The sequence below is a fragment of the Streptomyces sp. SP17BM10 genome (assembly GCF_036322405.1).
Classification (GTDB): Bacteria; Actinomycetota; Actinomycetes; order Streptomycetales; family Streptomycetaceae; genus Kitasatospora.
In genome coordinates this window covers 1-16,916 of sequence record NZ_JAQYXB010000451.1, presented here as the reverse complement: position 1 = coordinate 16,916, position 16,916 = coordinate 1, and the positions used below count along the sequence as shown (strand labels likewise).

The window sequence follows — 16,916 nt, the reverse complement described above, 5'->3', positions numbered from 1 at the left end:
GCAAGCAGCCGCGTGCGTTAGCGTCAGATAGACGATAACACTTCTCGTCTCTTGGACGAGAATGACGGCTTCACATCTGCACGGCGGATGCTGGTGTGGGACGACGCCCTGCCATCGCCCGCCGGAAGCGGGCCAGGAGCGCCGAGATCGAGAACGGCGCTCCCAGTCGGCGATGGAAGCCCGGTCAGGACGATGTCAGCGACAGCTTCCTCGCCCTCCGTTCCCGACCAGTGCGAGACAGCGTCGCGTGGAACCACGATGAACGGGCCGACCTCCGCCTCCAGCCGTGTCAAGGACATGTCGCCTCCAGCTCCAAGATCTCCGTCCCGTCGCGACAGCCTATGCACCGGATCGGACACCGCAGCCTCGTGCCCGTGGTCGGCATGGTGACCAGCGTTGAGGAGCTGACCGCGCTGACGACGTTCGGCTCGACCTGAGCAGTGCTCGCGGTCGGGCACAACATGGCGGCCCACGGTGTCGCAACCAGGGGGCGTGGCACGTCGTCGTATGGGCCGCAGGAGGCCGCTGCCCGCGCTGGCCGCGCATGTCACACCGAGGATCGGCTCTCCCGTCCCCGACCTCGAGCAGCCGGTCAAGGCCGCACTGAAGTCGCCTTCGCCGAGCATCCCCGGCTCGGCATCGTCGCCGCCACCGCTGACGCGGTCAACGCGGTCGAGTGGGGCGGGGAGATCCTCGAAGCCCACGGCTGGCAGTTCAACCACGTCCTCGACGTCTACACCCTTCCCGCCGCCGTCGACCGCGGCGAGTCGCCGGAGCGCCTGGCCGCCGCGACGACAGCGATGCACCGGGCGGGCGACCTGCGCGTGGCCGTCCGGCCCCAGCTCGACGAGAACGTCGCCGCCCGTCGCGCGCCGGTACGCCGGGCATTCACCACGCACAAGTTCCGCGTCGAGGAGGGCGCCCTGGCCCACCGCTGCCCATGCGCCCGTCGTGCCCACCAGCCCGGCGCCGACCGGTGTCGACCCTCGCATCGCCTTCGCCCGCGCCCGCTGACCACCCCACCCATCCACAATTAGGAGAAGCCCCGTGTCCGTTCCCACCACGCCCGACGACCACGCCATCGACGTGACGATCTTCCGCCACCACCAGCGCCAGACGTCTACGCCTCGCCCGGCCGCATGCGCGCCTCGGTCGCTCAAGCGGTCATGCCGGCGCTCGGCTTCGAGCCCGACCCGGACATGCCCGGCTTGTTCCGCGTCACCGACCCCCAGCACGACGGCCGCGACCGTACGACCGCCGCCGTTCTCGCTCTTCGCACGATGGGCCACCGGATCGACACCGATCGCGAGTTCGACACACCGGGCAAGGCTCGGCGCGCCGACGGCGAGCCGGACGTCGCGGTGGGCGAGCACCCGGAGCTGGGCATCGTCGCCGCCGTCACCGACCACCTGCCCGTCCACCCGTCCGGGTTCCTCTCCCAGGCCGGCTGGCAGTACCTGCCGGACCTCGGCATCTACCGCGCGCCCGACAACGGCCTCGACGCCGTCGCCCACACCACCGCCCGTCTCCAGCGCGGCCGGTACACCGTCGCCGTCCAGCCCGCGCTCGGCCGCCGCCGTCCGCGCCCGGGGCACCGACACCCGCGAGCGCCCGCGGGCCTACGTTGTTCCCCGGCGCCGAGGAGCGGCTCGCCCAGCTGCGCGCCGAGTACAAGCGCCACCCCGCCCCGGCCACACCGCCGGCCGTCCCCGGCCCGCGCCACCGCTGATTCGCCACTCCACCACCAACGCGGCACCGGTGCGAACCTTGGTTCTGCAACCAGGACGATCACCACGAAGGCGGTAATCGTGCTCCAGACGACGCCCAGGGGCGAGTACTCGGGGTGGAAACGGTGCCCGCACGAGGGCGGACTGCCGCCAGCAGGTGAACCCCAAGGCCACCGATCTGGCAGCGATGGGAGCAATCGCGAGCGCCGTAACGCGGTTGGGGCTGTCCCTGACCGGGACAGCCCCAACCGCGCAAGATCTTCAGCCGACCTCTGAAGCGAACTTCCGGCTCAGGTCACTGGTCGTCGTCCTCATCGTCCTCGGACTCGGCGGTCCACCACAGGTCGATCCGATAGGTTTCCAGAGTCTCGCCGTGGGCCGCGAAGACGGCGTCCGAGTCGAGTTGACCTTCCGGCGTGGCCAGTTGGGCGCGCAGGTTGCTCTGCTGATCCTCAGCCGCCTGGCGTCCCTTCCAAGAAACGCGTCCTTCGTAGACTCCCGGGCGCGGCAGCTGGAAGTCACCCGCGATCTCGGGCGAGAACGCGCGGATGACGACGAATCCCGTCGGCGTGTCGAGTTCCACCTCGCGTTCACCCTCGGCTCCCCAGTCGTTATCGGCGGGTACCGGGCCGTCCCAGACGCGAACCAGGATCTCGGCGGGGGCAGTGCCCTGGAGACTGTGGATGTAGATCTGGGTGCCTGTCCCGGCGACCACGTCTCGTAGGCTCTCGACGAGGGCTTCGTCGTTCGGGACGGTGGCATCGGAGTCGTACACCACGATCTTGCCGTTGTCCGGCCAGGTTTCGGTGCGGAACTCGAAGAGGACGGGCACCATTTTCTCCTTGCTGCTCTGACCAGTGTTCGACTACGGGATGATCTTTACGTAGAAGGGGTCGTTGTCCAAGAGCCGGTTGACGGAGTAGACCTCCCCGAGCATGTTGCCGCCCTTGCCGTTGTCGGTTCCGTCGATGAGGCGTGCGGAGTATCGGTTCACGGCCTTTCCTGTGCTGTCTTTCCTGTTCGCGCCTTCGTAGGTGGAAGCGAAGGGGTATTCGTCGCACTCCAGACCGGACTTGGTGTAGTCGCCCCACACGTCCTCGCAGGTCTTGATGGCGACGGCACGGTTCTTCTTCTGTTCTTCTCGGTCGATGAGGCGGTGCAGGGGCTGCGTCGCCCCTGGGATGCTCTTGGCGTTGAAGGAGGGGAAGGTGCGTTCGGGGTTGTTCTGCGCGTCCGATATATGTTGCGCGCTCTCCCGGACTGCAGGGTCGGAGAGCTTCATGACGAGCTCGACCCTGGCGCCGGTGAAGACGGTGCCCTTGTACTTGCCTGCGACAGGGCCGGCGTAGTCGAAGCGGACGTCGGAGTTCGCGGCGTCCGCGTCCTGCCACGCCCTCGCGGGTGCGCTGGGCGACGTGACGTTCATCGACATGGTCACGGTCGTTCCGACGATCTGATTGTTTCCCTGGTCGTACAACGGGCCGTTGTCGGGCGAGGTGTAGGTGAGCGACCAGAACGGGTTCGCGTTCCACGAGCCGAGGAGATCGTTGCGTCGCTGCGTGCTGGGGACGGTCACGGGACCACCGAGGTGGCTGAACTCCTGGTTGATCGACCACGTCTTCGGCTCTTCGCCGGAGACGGCAACAACCTTGGAGGAAACGGGATAGGCGCGAGCCGGGCCAGCTCCACGGGCTGCGCGTTCGCCGGCACCCGCGATCGTCGCGTACAAGGCTGTGCGCGCGCTGCTCTGGGACCGGCTGAACACGCACGTCTCCCACGCCATGCGCGAGTTGAGCGCCCAGCGCACCTGGCTGACGGTCTTCCTGCTTCCCGCCTACTCGCCCGACCTCAACTCGGTCGAATGGGTGTGGGCACATGTCAAGCGCAGCCTGGCCAACCTCGCGGTGGTCGCTCTCGACCGGCTCGAATCCCTGGTCCGCAACCGGCTCAAGCGTCTGCAGTACCGTCCCGAAACCCTCGACGGCTTCATAGCCGGCACCGGCCTGACCCTCGACACCCCGACGTCACCCTGACGAGCCGAAGTCGGTAGTTCAGAGAAGCCCGCATCCGCTGCCCCATGCTCAAGGTCAACCCCAAGATGCTCAGCAGGCTCAACGAACTCGAAACCGACCTCCTCGCCCGCCGCGAACGCGCCGAGGCCGAAGGCTGGTTCGGGGAGATCGAAGGTCTCGACCTCACCCTCGCGCTCCTGTGCTCGAAGAGAGACGAAACAGAGCGAATCACCCGCAGACCCGTCATCGACCTGGGCATTCCCACACCACGAACCACCCAGTCCACACCGAAGACAGGTTGAGCATCGACATAGCCAAGTCTTCCGCAAACTCCAGTACTCACTAGCCAGTTCAGCTTCGTGAAGCCAGTCCCATCGCGGGGTGGATCTGGAAGACTGCTGCCCGGCGCGAACTTGCGTCAGGGCAGGGAAGCCGGAGGAGGGGGAGAGCCGCTGTGGAGCCGGTCCTCATCGTTCTGATCGTGGTGGTGCTGCCACTCGTCATGACGACGTTGTTCAAAACGGTTTACATCATTCGGGAGGCTAACGCCGCCATCGTGGAGCGCTTTGGGCGCTACACCCGCACGCTCAACCCCGGTCTGAACTTCGTCATCCCATTGATCGACCGCCTTCGCTTCCGGGTCGACCTGCGTGAACAGGTCATGGCCGTTCCGCAGCAGCAGGTGGTCACGCAGGACAACCGACATATCGACATCGACATCGCTGTCTTCTACCAGGTGTCGGATGCAAGGGCCGCCACCTATGGCGTGACCAGCTACGTCCAGGCAATCGAGCAGCTCACCATCGCGACGATGCGTCGCACCATCGACGGCATGGACATCGAACGGGCCCTGACCTCCCGAGAGCAGATCACCGCAGACCTGCGCGCTGCGCTTGATCGGGACACCGCCCGCTGGGGTATCCGGGTCCACCGAGTCGAGTGCAAGGTAGACGCGTTGCCTACCTACATCCAGGATTCGACGCCGAAGCAGGTTCGCGCCGACCACTTCAGGGTTCCCGTCGCCCCGGCACATGGGAACGGAGCAGCGACTGGTTCACCGCAACCGCTCGTGCGGTCAGGAATGGTCCCCGGGCACCGTCCGCTGCGGCAGGACGATCCTCGCCGTATCGGCCGCTACCGCCTGACGGCGGTGCTGGGGCAGGGCGGGATGGGCACGGTCTACCTCGGCCAGTCGCCTGGGCAGCGCATGGTCGCGCTCAAGGTCATCCGGTCGGAGCTCGCCGAGGACTCGACCTTCCGGAAGCGTTTCGCCCGCGAGATCGAAGCCGCAAGCCTCGTCGGTGGGTTCCACACCGCGTCAGTGGTCGACGCCGATCCCCTCGGTGACCCGCCCTGGCTGGCCACCGAGTACATTCCCGGCCCATCACTGCACGAGGTCCTCAGCCAGCAGGGCGCCCTGCCGCCGAGGACTCTGCACACCCTCGCCGTCGGCGTCGCCGAAGCACTCGAACGCATCCACGCCCGCGGCATCGTCCACCGCGACCTCAAGCCAAGCAACGTGATCATCTCCAGCGCAGGACCCCGCATCATCGACTTCGGCATCGCTCGCGCCCTCGACAGCACCGGACTCACCAGTACCAACTATGTCATCGGCACACAGGGGTTCCTCGCTCCGGAACAGCTCACCGGCGCGTCGATCACACATGCCGCGGATCTCTACGCCTTCGGCATGGTGCTGTGCCATGCCGCCGGAGCCGCGCCGCTCCCGGTCGGCGAATCCCTGGAATCCGCCCTCAGCTTGTTGCCCTCTCGGTTTGCCGGCGTCATCACCCGCTGCCTCGACCACGATCCCAGTCATCGTCCGACTGCCACCGAAGTACTCGAACTGCTTTCCCGAAACGACCCGTCGACAGGCGATTGGTTGCCGCTCCCCGTGCGCACGATGGTCGACCTGTACAACCCTCCTGCCATCTCAGCACCTTGACCCCTTGGCGCGGCACGTTCGATTGTGGTCAGCTCTGCGAATCCGCCTGCAACGGACTCTGATCCGGTAGACCGTCCTGCGTATCACGGGTGCACCTGACGGACACGGAGTTGCGTCGGAGCCCAGGTGATCACCGTTGAGCCAACCTCCGTCGCAGGACCGGCCCGCCGCATAGCCCCATCGAGTGAAGTGCAGAGAAGCACGGGTCAGTACAAGATCCGGCCCATCAAGGAGAAGGTCGGCGAACTGCTCGGCCACCCCCACCCGCAGCGTGTGCCGACCGGGGTGGTCGTCGAGCAGTGGATCGGCATCAGCACCGACGAGTTCCACCGGGCGAAAGACGCCGACGTCGCCTACATGAATGATCGTTTCCCCTTGATCGAGGAGGGGTTCTCCCGCTCGGACTGTCTGCGGCTGCTGCGCTCGCGCGGCTTGGGGTCCACCCCGAAGTCGAGCTGCCTGGGGTGCCCGTACCACGGCAACGCCCAGTGGCGGGCCCTGCGCGACAACTCGCCCGAGGAGTGGGACGACGTCGTCGCCTTCGCCCGTGCCATCCGCAGGGGCAACGCCCGAGCGACAGCCGAGGGCACGCCGCTGCTCGGTCAGGCGTACTGCACCGCAGCCGCCGCCCGCTCGACGAGGCACCCATCGACCGAGTCACCGCCCACGAGTGGTCCGGACGCCAGGTCGACATCTTCGACGCCATCGCCGACGCCGAACTGGAGTCGGGCGAACCGGACGGCTGCTCGCCCTGGGTCTGCCGCTCCGGCGCTCCCGTCGCCATCGAGAGGACCGTCGCGTGGCTGAACGGCTTCCGCCGACTCCACCGCCGCTACGAGCCAAAAGCCGACCACTTCGCGGCATTCGCGAGCATCGCCGCAGCCGTCATCTGCTACCGCCGACTCTCCAAATGAGATGACTTCTTTGAGCTTGCTCCGCTTTGACGGACACCATCGGTGTGGTGGTCAGGCCGCGAGGACGGTCTCGTACTCGGCGGGACTGCGGTAGCCGAGGCTGCTGTGCAGCCTTCGTATGTTGTACCAGGCTTCGATCCACTCGAAGATCGCGGTGCGGGCCGCAGCCCGGCTCGGCCATGGGCTGCTGCCGAGCAACTCCCGCTTCAGCGTGGCGAAGAACGACTCAGCGAGCGCGTTGTCCCAGCACTGACCGGTGCGGCCGACCGACAGTCGGACATCGAACTCCCTTGCCAGGAGAGCGAATTCGCGACTCGTGTACTGGCAGCCGCGATCCGAGTGGAACACCACCGGGCCGGATGGGCGGCGGGTGTGGCAGGCCGCCCGCAGGGCGTCGGCGACCAGTTCGGTCCGCAGGTGGTCGGCGGTGGCCCAGCCGACCACGCGGCGGGAGGCGATGTCGATGACGGTGGCCAGGTAGAGCCAGCCCTGGTCCGTAGGTATGTAGGTGATGTCGCCGCACCAGCGCGTGTCGACGGCCGCCTGGTCGGGCTGGAAGTCCCGCAGGACCAGGTCCGGCCGGGTGCCGGCCTGCGGATCGGGGTGCGCTGGCCTCGTCTGCGATGGCGGCCCTGCAGGCCGGATCGGCGCATCAGCCGCGCGATGCGGCGGCGCCCGCACCGCTCGCCGTCGCGCTGGATCACGGCATGGACGCGCGGGGATCCGTAGCTGCCGCGCGAGGACTCGTGGACCTCGGTGATCTTCTCGGTCAGCTCCGCGTCGCGCACCGCGCGGGGACCGGGAGTGGCGGTGCGGCGGGCGTAGAAGGCGGCACGGGAGACCTTCAGCAGCTCACACGCCCGTTTGACGTTGTGGCCGCCCTGCTTCTCCGCCTCGATGAACGGATGCACCGTCACCGGGTCTCCGTCGCGAAGAAAGCCGTAGCACGCTTGAGGATGTCTACGTCCTCCCGCAGGCGGCGGTTCTCCCGCCGCAGCCGGGCCAGCTCCTCGCGCTCGCCGCTGGTCAGGCCGTCCCGCTCCCCGGCGTCAACCTCAGCCTGCTTGATCCAGTCGCGCACCGCGGTCTCGGTCAGGTCGAAGTCCTTGGCCACCTGACCGACCGAGCGATCCCCGCGCCGGCACAGCTCGACGATCTCGGCCTTGAACTCCGGCGTAAACGAGCGGCGAGGGCGTGGCTTCTTCTTCCCCATGCTCTCCATGATGGACATCATCCTTCCGGGGCCAAAGCCCCTGATCTCAGGTGTCCGTCAAAGCAGATCAAGCCCAGGCACCACCGCGACCGTCCCCGCACTCCTGGACACACTCCTGATGTACATCCTGCGCATCTGGCTTGCCGAACAGCCCACCCACGGCAGCACCACCGGCTGGGCCGCAGCACTCAACGACCCGGCGGTCACCCCAGCCCTCCACGCCGTCCACCGAGACCCGGCAGCCCCGTGGACCGTGGCGAAGCTCGCCGCAGAAGCGGCCTCTCCAGGGCAACGTTCGCGAGGCGCTTCACCTCGATGATCGGTCAACCGCCCCTCGGCTACCTGACCTGGTGGCGGATGACCACGGCAGCCCGCCTACTGAAGGCGACGGAAGCTCCCTTGAGATCCATCGCTGCCCAGGTGGGTTACACCTCCGAGTTCGCCTTCGCCAACGCGTTCAAGCGCACGCACGGGCTGGCCCCCGGCGCATACCGACGGATGAGCTGAATCGGTCGCGTCGACCGCACAGCGGGACAAGTCCAGCTCACCGCGGCTGCCGAGTTCGTCCAGGAGGACCCGGTGGAGCTTGGCCCACACCCGCGCCTTGCTCCACTTGGTGAAGCGCCGGTGAGCCGTCGGTCCGGACGGCCCGAAGCACGGTGGCAACTGGGCCCACGTCCAGCCCGAGGTCGCGACGAACACGATCGCCACCAACACCTCACGATCCCCGTGCCGTCGTCGACCGCCGCCCTGTGGACGTGTCGGCGCGGCCGGCACCACCAACTGGAACAGCTCCCACAGCTCATCCGGGACCAGGCGCTCCACGATTGTCATCCGCAAAGCCTACCCAGTCGCCCAAATGAGATGACTTCTTATTTGCGCCGTACTCTTGGCTAGCAGTGCGGTCGTCCAGCATGTAGAGACTCAACTAGCCGAACGGTCTTCTCGTGTGGGATTAGGCGGCCTCGGCGGCAGAGCGTCGATCCTTTCAGCCGCCCATTGCTCCGGACCAATCGACGGAAGGCCGCGAGGGTCACCCGAGACAACGCCCTTAATTTTGCCAGCTGCCAAATTGGCGGAGCCGCGGTACTCCAGGTCAACTTTGTCATTATTGGGGTCCGGGTCGATCCAGAAAGAAGTGTCCAACACTATCGCCGAAGAGCCGGAATTGAAGGTACCTCTCGGAAACAAACGCGCCGCTCGCCCGCCGAGCTCCAGCTCCCCCTCAAGACCGTAGCCATCCCAGGAGGAGAAAATAAGCCACCCCGAGTACGCTGGCAGCCTCATCCCGCTACTCATGTCAGTCACCGACATCAACCACACCCCATCAAACTGTGAGCATGTGCGGAGTCGCGTCTCGATCTCAGCGATGCTCCCCTGAAGGCGAACGATTTTCCCTGACTGACTCTTGTAGCAGTCGGCGGGCCTTTCCTCGTCACGGCAAGCCTGATATTCCGCTTTGGCTTGCGCTAAGGCTTTTTCCAGATCTGCAAGTTGTTCGCTGAGCTGCACCTGATCACAAACCATCGCTGCCGCCTCCTTCGCAGACCTCCCCGGCCCCTGTCTGTTGCACATACCGTCGGCTGCAGCGCTCCGGCCTTGCAGCAGCCTGCACTCAGCGGGCGGGCGAACGGCCTTGAACCGCCGCATGCCGATCAACGTCAAGCACCTGCGATCGATCTTCGCCCAGCCCTTTCCTTCTCCACAGCCTCCATGTGCAGTACAAGGAACAACGCGAGCAGGAGATCATCCGGCAGCGATCCATACTCGTCGGATATTTCCACTTGGCTGGGGCGGTTGCCGAACCGGCCGTAATGGAGAATCAATGGCCCGAGCGTGCGCAGGCGGTTGCCATGCCAGTCGGAGCCCAGTTCATAGGGGCCGATTCGGCGGAGTCGGCTGCCCAGATGATCGTATTCGAGGGTCCACTGTCCAAACGTGCGTGGCCGGTTCCCCAGCCGGTAGTAGGTAATTCCCAAGCCGCCGATGTCTGTCAGATTGTTGCCGAACCGGTCATAACCGAGGTTCCATCGCCCCAATGTGCGCGGCCGACTGCTCAGACGACCATACGTGATCCCCACGCCACCAATGGAACGCAGCCGAGCTCCATGCCAATCGTATGTTAAATCGATAATCATTCACACTCACCCACCAAGGGGCATCTGAAGCCTGGCAAGCTGGGCGACGGCGAGAGGTCGAGGCCTTGGTCCGTCACAATGCATGCAACCATCTGGCGCATACCGGCCTGACCCTTGGCCAGGGCAACCTCGGCCAGGGCAACCTCGAGATGTCTTTCTCTTTCCACCCTCCGTCATCTGGGTAGGGTTCGCAAGCTAGTCTAATACTTGAACTCTCAAGTATTCCAGGATAGTTGACGGAGAGTACTCAGATCGGAGAAATTTCCCTTCGGTGGTTACAGAGAGGCCATTGAGCTTCAGTCGCAACCGACCCGCGCTGGGCCTGTCGGACCGTCTCCTGTGACTCAGGGCATGCATCGCGATCACGCCGAGGAGGTCCGGCCGATCACGTGAGCGCCTCGGCAGGTGATCAGCGGGATTCTGCCGCGGGTGCGGATTCGGGCGGCGGCCTCAGTCTTTCGCATCCGAGGCGGCCCCGCGATGATGCAGGACATGGATGGTGTTGAAGGCCCTGTAGCCGTGGTGGCGCGCCTGTGGGAGGAGCATCAGAACGAGCCGTGGGACCGCGGGTGGAACGACCTTGAGGTGGCGGGCGTCGATCTGGTGTCGCTCGACACCAGGTTGGGCGGCTGTACCTACACGTGGGTCGCCAACGGCGGTTCCCTCCACGAGCGGGGAATGGCGACCGTGGGACTCATCCTCGGCCAGCTTGAGACGATCCTTCCCGAGCTCACTGAGGATGACAGCCCGCATGTGTGGCATCGGTTGCACCTGATGGCTCAGCTCATCATGGCTCACAACACCCCACCAGCTGAGGCGAGTTCTTAAGGACCCGCCCGCCCGATCATGTGACTATCGGGCTGCCGGGTCGTTGTTTCGGGCATGGGGCGGGGTGATCTCACGTATGCCGAGTGGGAACGGCTGAGGCCGTTCCTGCCGGTCAGCAACAGGCGTTGTGGCCGATGGCGGCACCACCGGCAGGTGGTCGACGGGATTCTGCACCGAGTGCGGACCGGTGTTCACTGGCGTGACCTGCCCGAGCGGTTCGGCCCATGGAAGACGGTCTATGAGCGCCATCGGCTGTGGTCGGCCGACGGGACCTGGGAGCGTCTGCTCCAGCGGGTCCAGGCGGAGGCGGACGCGGCCGGGGACATCGACTGGGACGTCTCCGTCGACTCCACCATCGTCCGGGCCCACCAGCACGCGGCCGGCGCCCGTACCGATCCGCCACCAGCTCTTGCCGCGGCTTGTCAGGGAGGCGACCCGGGCCCGCGATCACAAGCTACCGACGCCCCGCCCCCGACCCCTACGGACACTCCACCCACGCTCACCGGCTCACATGATCAGTGGCTCCCGAACTCGCCGACGAACACCCACCCCGGTCGAGTACGTCGCCACCACGAACGGCCTAGACGTGGCTCCGGTTCACCCCGGAACAGTGGCTCTCATCAACGGGTCTGGCTCAGGTTCTGTGACTGGTGACGCTGGGTGACGGATCCTGGGTGTTGGTGGGGTCTGGAGATCGTCCGGAACTGGCCGGTCTGGTCACCCTGGCGGCTGACAGTCGGCGGCTGTGTCGCAATCGTGGTCGTGGTTCGGTGAGTTGCTGTTCCCGTCGCTGCCCCAGGTGGAGGTCGCCGGTGTCGAAGCGTCCGGTGCGGTGGTGCGGATCGCCGCCCGCGTGGCTGCTCCGGGGGCGTCCTGCCCCGACTGCGGGGCGTGGTCGGAGCGGGCCCACGGCTCCTACCTGCGCTATCCGTCGGATCTGCCCAGCTGCGGGCAGCCCGTGACCGTTGCCCTGCGTGTACGCCGCTTCGCCTGCCCGGACCCGGTGTGCCGGCGGCGAACGTTCGTCGAACAGGTCGACGGGCTGACGCGTCGCCACGGGCAGGTCACCGAGCGGCAGCGTTCGTCGGTCGCCGGGCTGGGTCTGGCGCTGGCCGGGCGGGCCGGTGCGCGGATGGCTGCTCTGCTGGGTATCCGGGCCAGCCGGAGCACGCTGCTGCGGCGGGTGATGGAGCTGCCCGATCCGGCCGTCGGGGCCCCGGTGGCGGTCGGGGTCGACGACTTCGCCCTGCGCAAGGGCCACACGTACGGGACGGTGATTACGAATGCGGTCACCCACGAGGTTCTGGACCTGCTACCAGAGCGGGACGCGGCCACGCTCGCCCCGTGGCTCGCCGGGCACCCGCAGATCGAGGTGATCGCCCGGGACCGCGCCAGCGCCTACGCGGAGGCGGCCGACCGTGCGGCGCCGCAGGCCCGGCAAGTGGCAGACCGCTATCACCTGTGGGCGAATCTGGTCCGTGCCGTGGAGCGCGTCGTCACCGATCACCGCGCCTGCCTGCGCGTTCCCGAGTCCGAACCGGAGCCCGAACCCCAGTGGGAGACCCCGCTGCCGGCGGAGGCCGGGAGCGCCGACGCGGGTGCAGCGGACCCGGCCGGACGCGTCGCCGAACGTCGGCGTGCCAACTACGCCCTCGCCCATGGGCTCCTGGCGGGCGGCATGAGTCAACGCGCCGTCGCGAAGCACCTGGGCTGGAGCCGCAACACCGTGCGCCGCTACGCGCAGGCCGTGCGGTGGCAGGACATGATGAAGGGCCCGCAGGCCCCGCGCACCGTCAAGCTCGACCCCTACAAGCCCTACATGCTGCGGCGCTGGGAGGAAACCAGCGGCAGAATCAGCGGCATGGCGCTGCTCGGCGAGATCACCGCCCGGGGTTACCGCGGCGGATACACCCAGCTCGCCGAGTGGAAGCAGCGCGAATTGCTCCCGGACGGCCCGCCGCCACCGCGCCCGCCCACGGTCCGCGAGGCCACCGACTGGCTCACCCGCCATCCCGACGGCCTCACCGCCGACGATGCCCTCCGGCGCAAGGCCCTCCTGGCCCACTGCCCCGAACTGGACACCACCGCCCACCTGGTCACCACGTTCGCCGAGATGCTCACCCTCCTCGACGGGGACCGCCTGCCCGAGTGGATCACCGAAGCCAAAGCAGCGGGCCTGCCCGGGATCAGCACCTTCGCGAACGGCCTGAACAGCGACTACGCCGCCGTCCACGCCGGACTGACCACGCACTGGAACTCCGGCCACGTCGAGGGCGCCGTGAACAGGATCAAGATGCTGAAACGACAAATGTTCGGACGCGCCAGCTTCCCGCTCCTACGCAAGCGAGTTCTTTTGGCCTGACGCTCCGTGAATCCCCGTAATCGGGGCCAGACCCTCATATGACCCGACAAAATCACCCAGCTAATGGCCCAAGTTGTGCTGCCAGGCAAGGGTCGAGACCAGCTCGACGCTGAAGGCCTCGCACAGCGCGAGCGCCTCGCGGCCAGCCGCAGTGTCCCAGAGGTCCGCCGACGGGGGCAGTGCCAGCACGATCTCGTGGCAGGCTCCCTCGACGGTGAGGTTGCGGACGCTGTGGTAACCGAGTTCGGGTCCACGCCCCTGATCAGGCCACGCCGCCAGGAACGCCTCGTGGGCGCGGCGAGCCGGATGGTCCCACAGCATTGACTGTGTGCCGCTGTCCAGCCAACTGGATACCTCGCGGGGGAGGTGGATGATTCGTTCCGTCTTTTCCGCGTCCAACTCCTCCCAAGGCTTCCACTCCATCAGCTCCACCAGGAGGTGAACCTGGACCGTGGCGACGCCGCCGTCCGGCTCCCCTTCCTGCGGATCGGCGAAGAACGGGGCGCTGAGCATCTCGGCAACGGCTTCCGGGTATGCGTGGTAGGGCTCCTCTTCACCCGGGGCAGGGACCATCGCGCGGAACACCCGCTCCAGTACCGTGCGGTGAAGCCCCCAATCGGGGTCGATCGCGAGCATCAGCAGCGGAGCATGAAGCCGCCAGAGCGCCAGCGTGGCGGCGTGGCGGCGTTGGACAGGCGTCATGGCAGCGCACTGGTCAGCGAGTGCAGCGTCGTCCAGGTCATCGAACACGTCCATGGCCCCCATCCTCCCAACACGGGCCCGTGCCCCAATCCTCGGCGCTGATCTCGCCCAGCCGCGAGCCTTCTGCAGAGCTGACGATCAGCACCGGACGGCGGGCACGGGCTTCCCCCAGCCGGCCTGAGCCACACGGCGTTCACCCCACCGGTTTGCAACACTCGGTGACGGCTCCACAGAAGTTGAGCCAGACCCTCCTATGACCCGACAAACTCAGTCCGGACGGCCGACTCAGCGCGGCCCCCGGCCGATGTCGCGGCCGAGTTCGAGGGCGAGGATCTGGTCCAGGCGCACGAACGTCTCGAAGCGCGTGCCGGGCGACAGGTCGGTGCGGGCCTCCAGGGCGTCGAGCGCGCGCAGCGCGACCCGGGCGTCGAGGTCCTCGTCGAGGCCGTCGAAGCTCGCCTGGACCAGGTCGGCCTCCGGCGCGCCGGACGGCATGGAGGCGAGGTCGGCGACGAGCGCGCGCCAGCGGGTCAGCTTCTCGGCGGCGTCCGCGAGGGTGCCGGTGGTGAGTCGGACCGGGGCGGTGACGGCGTGTTCGAGGAGGGCGAGGCGCAGCGCGAGGGGGTCGTCCTCGGGGGCGAGGGCCGGGGCGGGAAGGTCGTCGGCCACCGGGCCGGTGCGCAGGAGCACGGGGGCCGACGGTTCGGGGTGGGCGTCGGGGCGGCTGGTGACGGTCAGGTCGGCCACCGGGCGGTCCTGCGTGTCCGCGTGCGTGTGCAGGTGCGCGGGCGGGTGGATGCCGAGTCGGTCGGCCGCGGTGCGGAGCGCCCGCAGTTGCTCGTCCGGGCCGTCGGGGGCATCGGGAGCGTCCGGGACGGCCAGTTCGGTGAGCACCTGGAGGCCGTGCGTCTCGCAGGTGCGCGCCAGGACGTCACCGGCCAACAGGGCGCGGAGGTCGCCGAGGCGGAACGGCCGGCCCGGCTCCCCCACGTCGACGGTCACGCGCAGGAGTCCGGTCCGGCGGGGGCGGATCTCGCTGTGGCGGCCCGTGCGGGCATCGGTGATGCGCAACGGCGTCTCCCTCTCGACTCGGTGGTGCGGCCGGGCGTGGCCGGGTTCGGTCAGGATGCGGCATCGTCCGGTTCGTCGCCGGTACGGCTGTCGGCTCCCCCCGGTGAGTTCCCCCTGAAGGTCCTGGCGACGCCGACCGCACCGAGGCGAACGCTCGGGCCCTCCCCGCGGTCCCTCCGCGTGCCGGTCGATACGCTCGGCATGACCCGGTCGGGAGATGCAACGGAAGGAGCGTCCGCACGCGCCGCAAACCGGCCCCGGAACGACGACGTACCGGCGCACGGGCAAGGACACCCCCGGATCATCCCGGCCTCCGTCCGCGATTCGGCGCTGATCGGGCTGCTCGCCGGGGTGATCGTCTTCATCGCCGCCGTCCCGACGGCGGGTTCGGCGGCCGGAGGGCTGTCCCGCCGGCCCGGCCCGGGGCAGCGCGTCCACATGATGCGGCAGTGCTGCGACAACCCCGTCCGCTGCCGGTCCGCGCGCCGGCGCCGCCTGGGGGGGGTGTCCGCCCGCCCGGCGTCCACACGGGGTCAAGCGCCGTGGCCCGCGGGCGCGGTGAGCGACCGGAGGCCCGGGTGGCTACGCTCGGTCCCACGCTGCGACGTCCCGACCCGGCCCGACAGCGTCCCTTGGTTCCCGAGACCGCGAACGGACGACCATGAGCACACCCCTCCAGGACCCCTCGTTCTTCCGGGACCCGTACGCGACGTACGCGGCGCTGCGCGGCGGAGCGGCCGTACAGAAGCTCCCGGGCGCCGGGCCCAGAGGCGGTTACGTGGTGACGGGGTACGCCGAGGCGCGGCAGGCACTGGCCGATCCCGGGCTGTCGAAGGACACCGCGCGCTTCTTCGCCGGCAAGGCGACCGGGCGCGACGTCCACCCCGCCGTCTCGCGGAACATGCTGGCCACGGACCCACCGGACCACACCCGCTTGCGGCGGCTGGTCACGAAGGCGTTCACCCCCGGCGCCGTCGCCCGGCTGCGCCCGTACGTCCGCGGCGTCGCCGACGCCCTGCTCGACCCGTGGCGGCCCGGGGAGACGGTGGACCTCGTCGCGGGCCTCGCGATCCCGTTGCCCGTCACGGTGATCTGCCAGCTCCTCGGTGTCCCGGCCGACGACCGGGACGCCGTCCACGCGTGGTCGACGGACCTGTTCGCCGCCGGCGACCACGAGCGCACCGACGCCGCGTCCCACGCGCTCGCCGACTACATGACCGGGCTCGTCGCGGCCAAGCGCCGCTCCCCGGACGACGCCCTGCTCTCCGCGCTGGTCGCCGCCCGTGACGGCGACCGTGGCGAGGACGGCGATGGTGACGGCGACCGGCTGACCGAACAGGAGTTGGTCTCGCTGGCGGTGCTGCTCCTGGTCGCCGGGCACGAGACGACCACCGCCGCGATCGGCAACGCCGTCCTGGCCCTGCTCAGGCACCCCGACCAGCTGGAGCTGCTGCGCGCGGACCCGGGCCGGATCGAGGGCGCCGTCGACGAACTCCTGCGCTACGACTCGGCGGTCACCGTCGCCACCTGGCGCTGGGCCCCCGAGCCGGTCCGGATCGGGGGCACCGAAGTCCCGGCGGGCAGCCCGGTGTTCGTCAGTCCGGGCGCCGCCAACCGCGACCCGGCCCGCTTCGCGGACGCGGACCGGCTCGACCTGGACCGGCCGGACGCCCGCGCGCACCTGGCCTTCGGCCACGGCATCCACCGCTGCCTCGGCGCGCCCCTCGCGCAGGCCGAGGTGGCGACCGCGCTGCGCGTGCTGTTGGCCCGCTTCCCCGGCCTGCGCCTCGCCGAGCCGGCCGATCACCTGCGGTGGCGACACTCGCGGCTCGTCCACGGGCTGGAGGCGCTGCCCGTCGTGCTCTAGTAGGGCTTGGTCAGGTCGGTGCCGTGGTGGCGTGTCCTGGGGAGTAGGTGGCGCGTTGTTGGTGTGTGACACCTGGGGAGATGGCCGAGGTCCGGGAGGACCTGGAGGCGTTCACGGCGGGGTTGTTCGAAGCGTTC

Annotated in this window: 15 protein-coding genes and 5 pseudogenes; 9 read left to right on the top strand and 11 right to left on the bottom strand. The window is 68.3% G+C overall.

Annotated elements, in window-relative coordinates:
• Positions 1-23: 23 nt before the first annotated feature.
• The 3 genes from PUR71_RS05605 to PUR71_RS05595 form a co-directional block, all read right to left on the bottom strand.
• Entirely contained in the window at positions 24-1,601 is a 1,578-nt protein-coding gene (locus PUR71_RS05605) for a hypothetical protein (RefSeq protein ID WP_329925201.1), read from the bottom strand.
• Positions 1,602-2,022: 421 nt separating this feature from the next.
• Entirely contained in the window at positions 2,023-2,559 is a 537-nt protein-coding gene (locus tag PUR71_RS05600; protein ID WP_329925200.1) for a hypothetical protein, read from the bottom strand.
• A gap of 33 nt (positions 2,560-2,592) precedes the next feature.
• Entirely contained in the window at positions 2,593-3,456 is an 864-nt protein-coding gene (locus tag PUR71_RS05595; RefSeq protein WP_329925199.1) for a NucA/NucB deoxyribonuclease domain-containing protein, read from the bottom strand.
• 13 nt (positions 3,457-3,469) lie between these two features.
• Between PUR71_RS05595 and PUR71_RS05590 the strand changes: the two are divergent.
• The 4 genes and pseudogenes from PUR71_RS05590 to PUR71_RS41100 all read left to right on the top strand — a co-directional run.
• Positions 3,470-3,760, top strand: a pseudogene (locus tag PUR71_RS05590) (transposase); the annotation flags it as partial.
• A 44-nt stretch (positions 3,761-3,804) separates the two neighbouring features.
• On the top strand, positions 3,805-4,041 hold the full coding sequence (locus tag PUR71_RS05585; RefSeq protein ID WP_329925198.1) for a recombinase: 237 nt from the start codon (positions 3,805-3,807) through the stop codon (positions 4,039-4,041).
• A gap of 152 nt (positions 4,042-4,193) precedes the next feature.
• Entirely contained in the window at positions 4,194-5,684 is a 1,491-nt protein-coding gene (locus PUR71_RS05580; protein ID WP_329925197.1) for a protein kinase domain-containing protein, read from the top strand.
• Positions 5,685-6,205: 521 nt separating this feature from the next.
• Positions 6,206-6,598, top strand: a complete 393-nt coding sequence (locus PUR71_RS41100) for a hypothetical protein (protein ID WP_443077372.1) — start codon at positions 6,206-6,208, stop codon at positions 6,596-6,598.
• A gap of 51 nt (positions 6,599-6,649) precedes the next feature.
• Here PUR71_RS41100 and PUR71_RS05570 read toward each other — a convergent pair whose 3' ends face one another.
• From PUR71_RS05570 to PUR71_RS05565, 3 genes and pseudogenes are all read right to left on the bottom strand, one after another.
• On the bottom strand, positions 6,650-7,279 hold the full coding sequence (locus PUR71_RS05570; protein WP_329925196.1) for an IS3 family transposase: 630 nt from the start codon (positions 7,277-7,279) through the stop codon (positions 6,650-6,652).
• Positions 7,273-7,386: pseudogene (locus tag PUR71_RS41095) on the bottom strand (transposase); the annotation flags it as partial. The pseudogene PUR71_RS41095 and the gene PUR71_RS05570, both read right to left, overlap by 7 nt.
• 125 nt (positions 7,387-7,511) lie before the next feature.
• Complete coding sequence (locus PUR71_RS05565; protein ID WP_443077371.1) at positions 7,512-7,811, bottom strand: transposase; 300 nt, start codon at positions 7,809-7,811, stop codon at positions 7,512-7,514.
• Between the two features lie 76 nt (positions 7,812-7,887).
• On the opposite strand from PUR71_RS05565, the pseudogene PUR71_RS05560 reads away from it, so the two are divergent.
• Positions 7,888-8,318 (top strand): annotated as a pseudogene (locus tag PUR71_RS05560) (helix-turn-helix transcriptional regulator); the annotation flags it as partial.
• A 6-nt stretch (positions 8,319-8,324) separates the two neighbouring features.
• Here PUR71_RS05560 and PUR71_RS05555 read toward each other — a convergent pair.
• From PUR71_RS05555 to PUR71_RS05545, 3 genes and pseudogenes are all read right to left on the bottom strand, one after another.
• A pseudogene (locus PUR71_RS05555) lies at positions 8,325-8,645 on the bottom strand (transposase); the annotation flags it as partial.
• 90 nt (positions 8,646-8,735) lie between these two features.
• Positions 8,736-9,338, bottom strand: coding sequence for a hypothetical protein (locus tag PUR71_RS05550; RefSeq protein ID WP_329925195.1), 603 nt, complete (start codon positions 9,336-9,338; stop codon positions 8,736-8,738).
• 134 nt (positions 9,339-9,472) lie between these two features.
• A complete protein-coding gene (locus tag PUR71_RS05545; protein WP_329925194.1) occupies positions 9,473-9,892 on the bottom strand; it encodes a hypothetical protein in 420 nt (139 codons plus the stop codon).
• Positions 9,893-10,429: 537 nt separating this feature from the next.
• Between PUR71_RS05545 and PUR71_RS05540 the strand changes: the two genes are divergently transcribed.
• The 3 genes and pseudogenes from PUR71_RS05540 to PUR71_RS05530 all read left to right on the top strand — a co-directional run bounded on the left by PUR71_RS05540 (position 10,430) and on the right by PUR71_RS05530 (position 13,139).
• Complete coding sequence (locus PUR71_RS05540; RefSeq protein ID WP_329925193.1) at positions 10,430-10,777, top strand: hypothetical protein; 348 nt, start codon at positions 10,430-10,432, stop codon at positions 10,775-10,777.
• Between the two features lie 54 nt (positions 10,778-10,831).
• Positions 10,832-11,179: pseudogene (locus tag PUR71_RS05535) on the top strand (IS5 family transposase); the annotation flags it as partial.
• Positions 11,180-11,522: 343 nt separating this feature from the next.
• Entirely contained in the window at positions 11,523-13,139 is a 1,617-nt protein-coding gene (locus PUR71_RS05530) for an ISL3 family transposase (protein WP_329925192.1), read from the top strand.
• A gap of 60 nt (positions 13,140-13,199) precedes the next feature.
• On the opposite strand, the gene PUR71_RS05525 is transcribed toward PUR71_RS05530, so the two are convergent.
• Positions 13,200-13,895 (bottom strand): hypothetical protein, encoded by a 696-nt coding sequence (locus tag PUR71_RS05525; RefSeq protein WP_329925191.1) that lies wholly within the window; start codon positions 13,893-13,895, stop codon positions 13,200-13,202.
• Positions 13,896-14,126: 231 nt separating this feature from the next.
• Positions 14,127-14,912 carry a hypothetical protein gene (locus tag PUR71_RS05520; protein ID WP_329925190.1) on the bottom strand — a complete coding sequence of 262 codons (786 nt, stop codon included), beginning with the start codon at positions 14,910-14,912 and terminating at the stop codon, positions 14,127-14,129.
• Positions 14,913-15,573: 661 nt separating this feature from the next.
• Here PUR71_RS05520 and PUR71_RS05515 point away from each other — a divergent pair.
• Entirely contained in the window at positions 15,574-16,779 is a 1,206-nt protein-coding gene (locus tag PUR71_RS05515) for a cytochrome P450 family protein (RefSeq protein WP_329925189.1), read from the top strand.
• The last annotated feature ends 137 nt before the right edge of the window (positions 16,780-16,916 follow it).

Bases quoted from the DNA above. Each gene is read 5' to 3' on its own strand.
- PUR71_RS05585 (WP_329925198.1), top strand. From the start codon at position 3,805: ATGCTCAAGGTCAACCCCAAGATGCTCAGCAGGCTCAACGAACTCGAA.
- PUR71_RS05565 (WP_443077371.1), bottom strand. From the start codon at position 7,811: ATGGGGAAGAAGAAGCCACGCCCTCGCCGCTCGTTTACGCCGGAGTTC.
- PUR71_RS05550 (WP_329925195.1), bottom strand. From the start codon at position 9,338: ATGGTTTGTGATCAGGTGCAGCTCAGCGAACAACTTGCAGATCTGGAA.
- PUR71_RS05540 (WP_329925193.1), top strand. From the start codon at position 10,430: ATGATGCAGGACATGGATGGTGTTGAAGGCCCTGTAGCCGTGGTGGCG.
- PUR71_RS05525 (WP_329925191.1), bottom strand. From the start codon at position 13,895: ATGGACGTGTTCGATGACCTGGACGACGCTGCACTCGCTGACCAGTGC.
- PUR71_RS05515 (WP_329925189.1), top strand. From the start codon at position 15,574: ATGAGCACACCCCTCCAGGACCCCTCGTTCTTCCGGGACCCGTACGCG.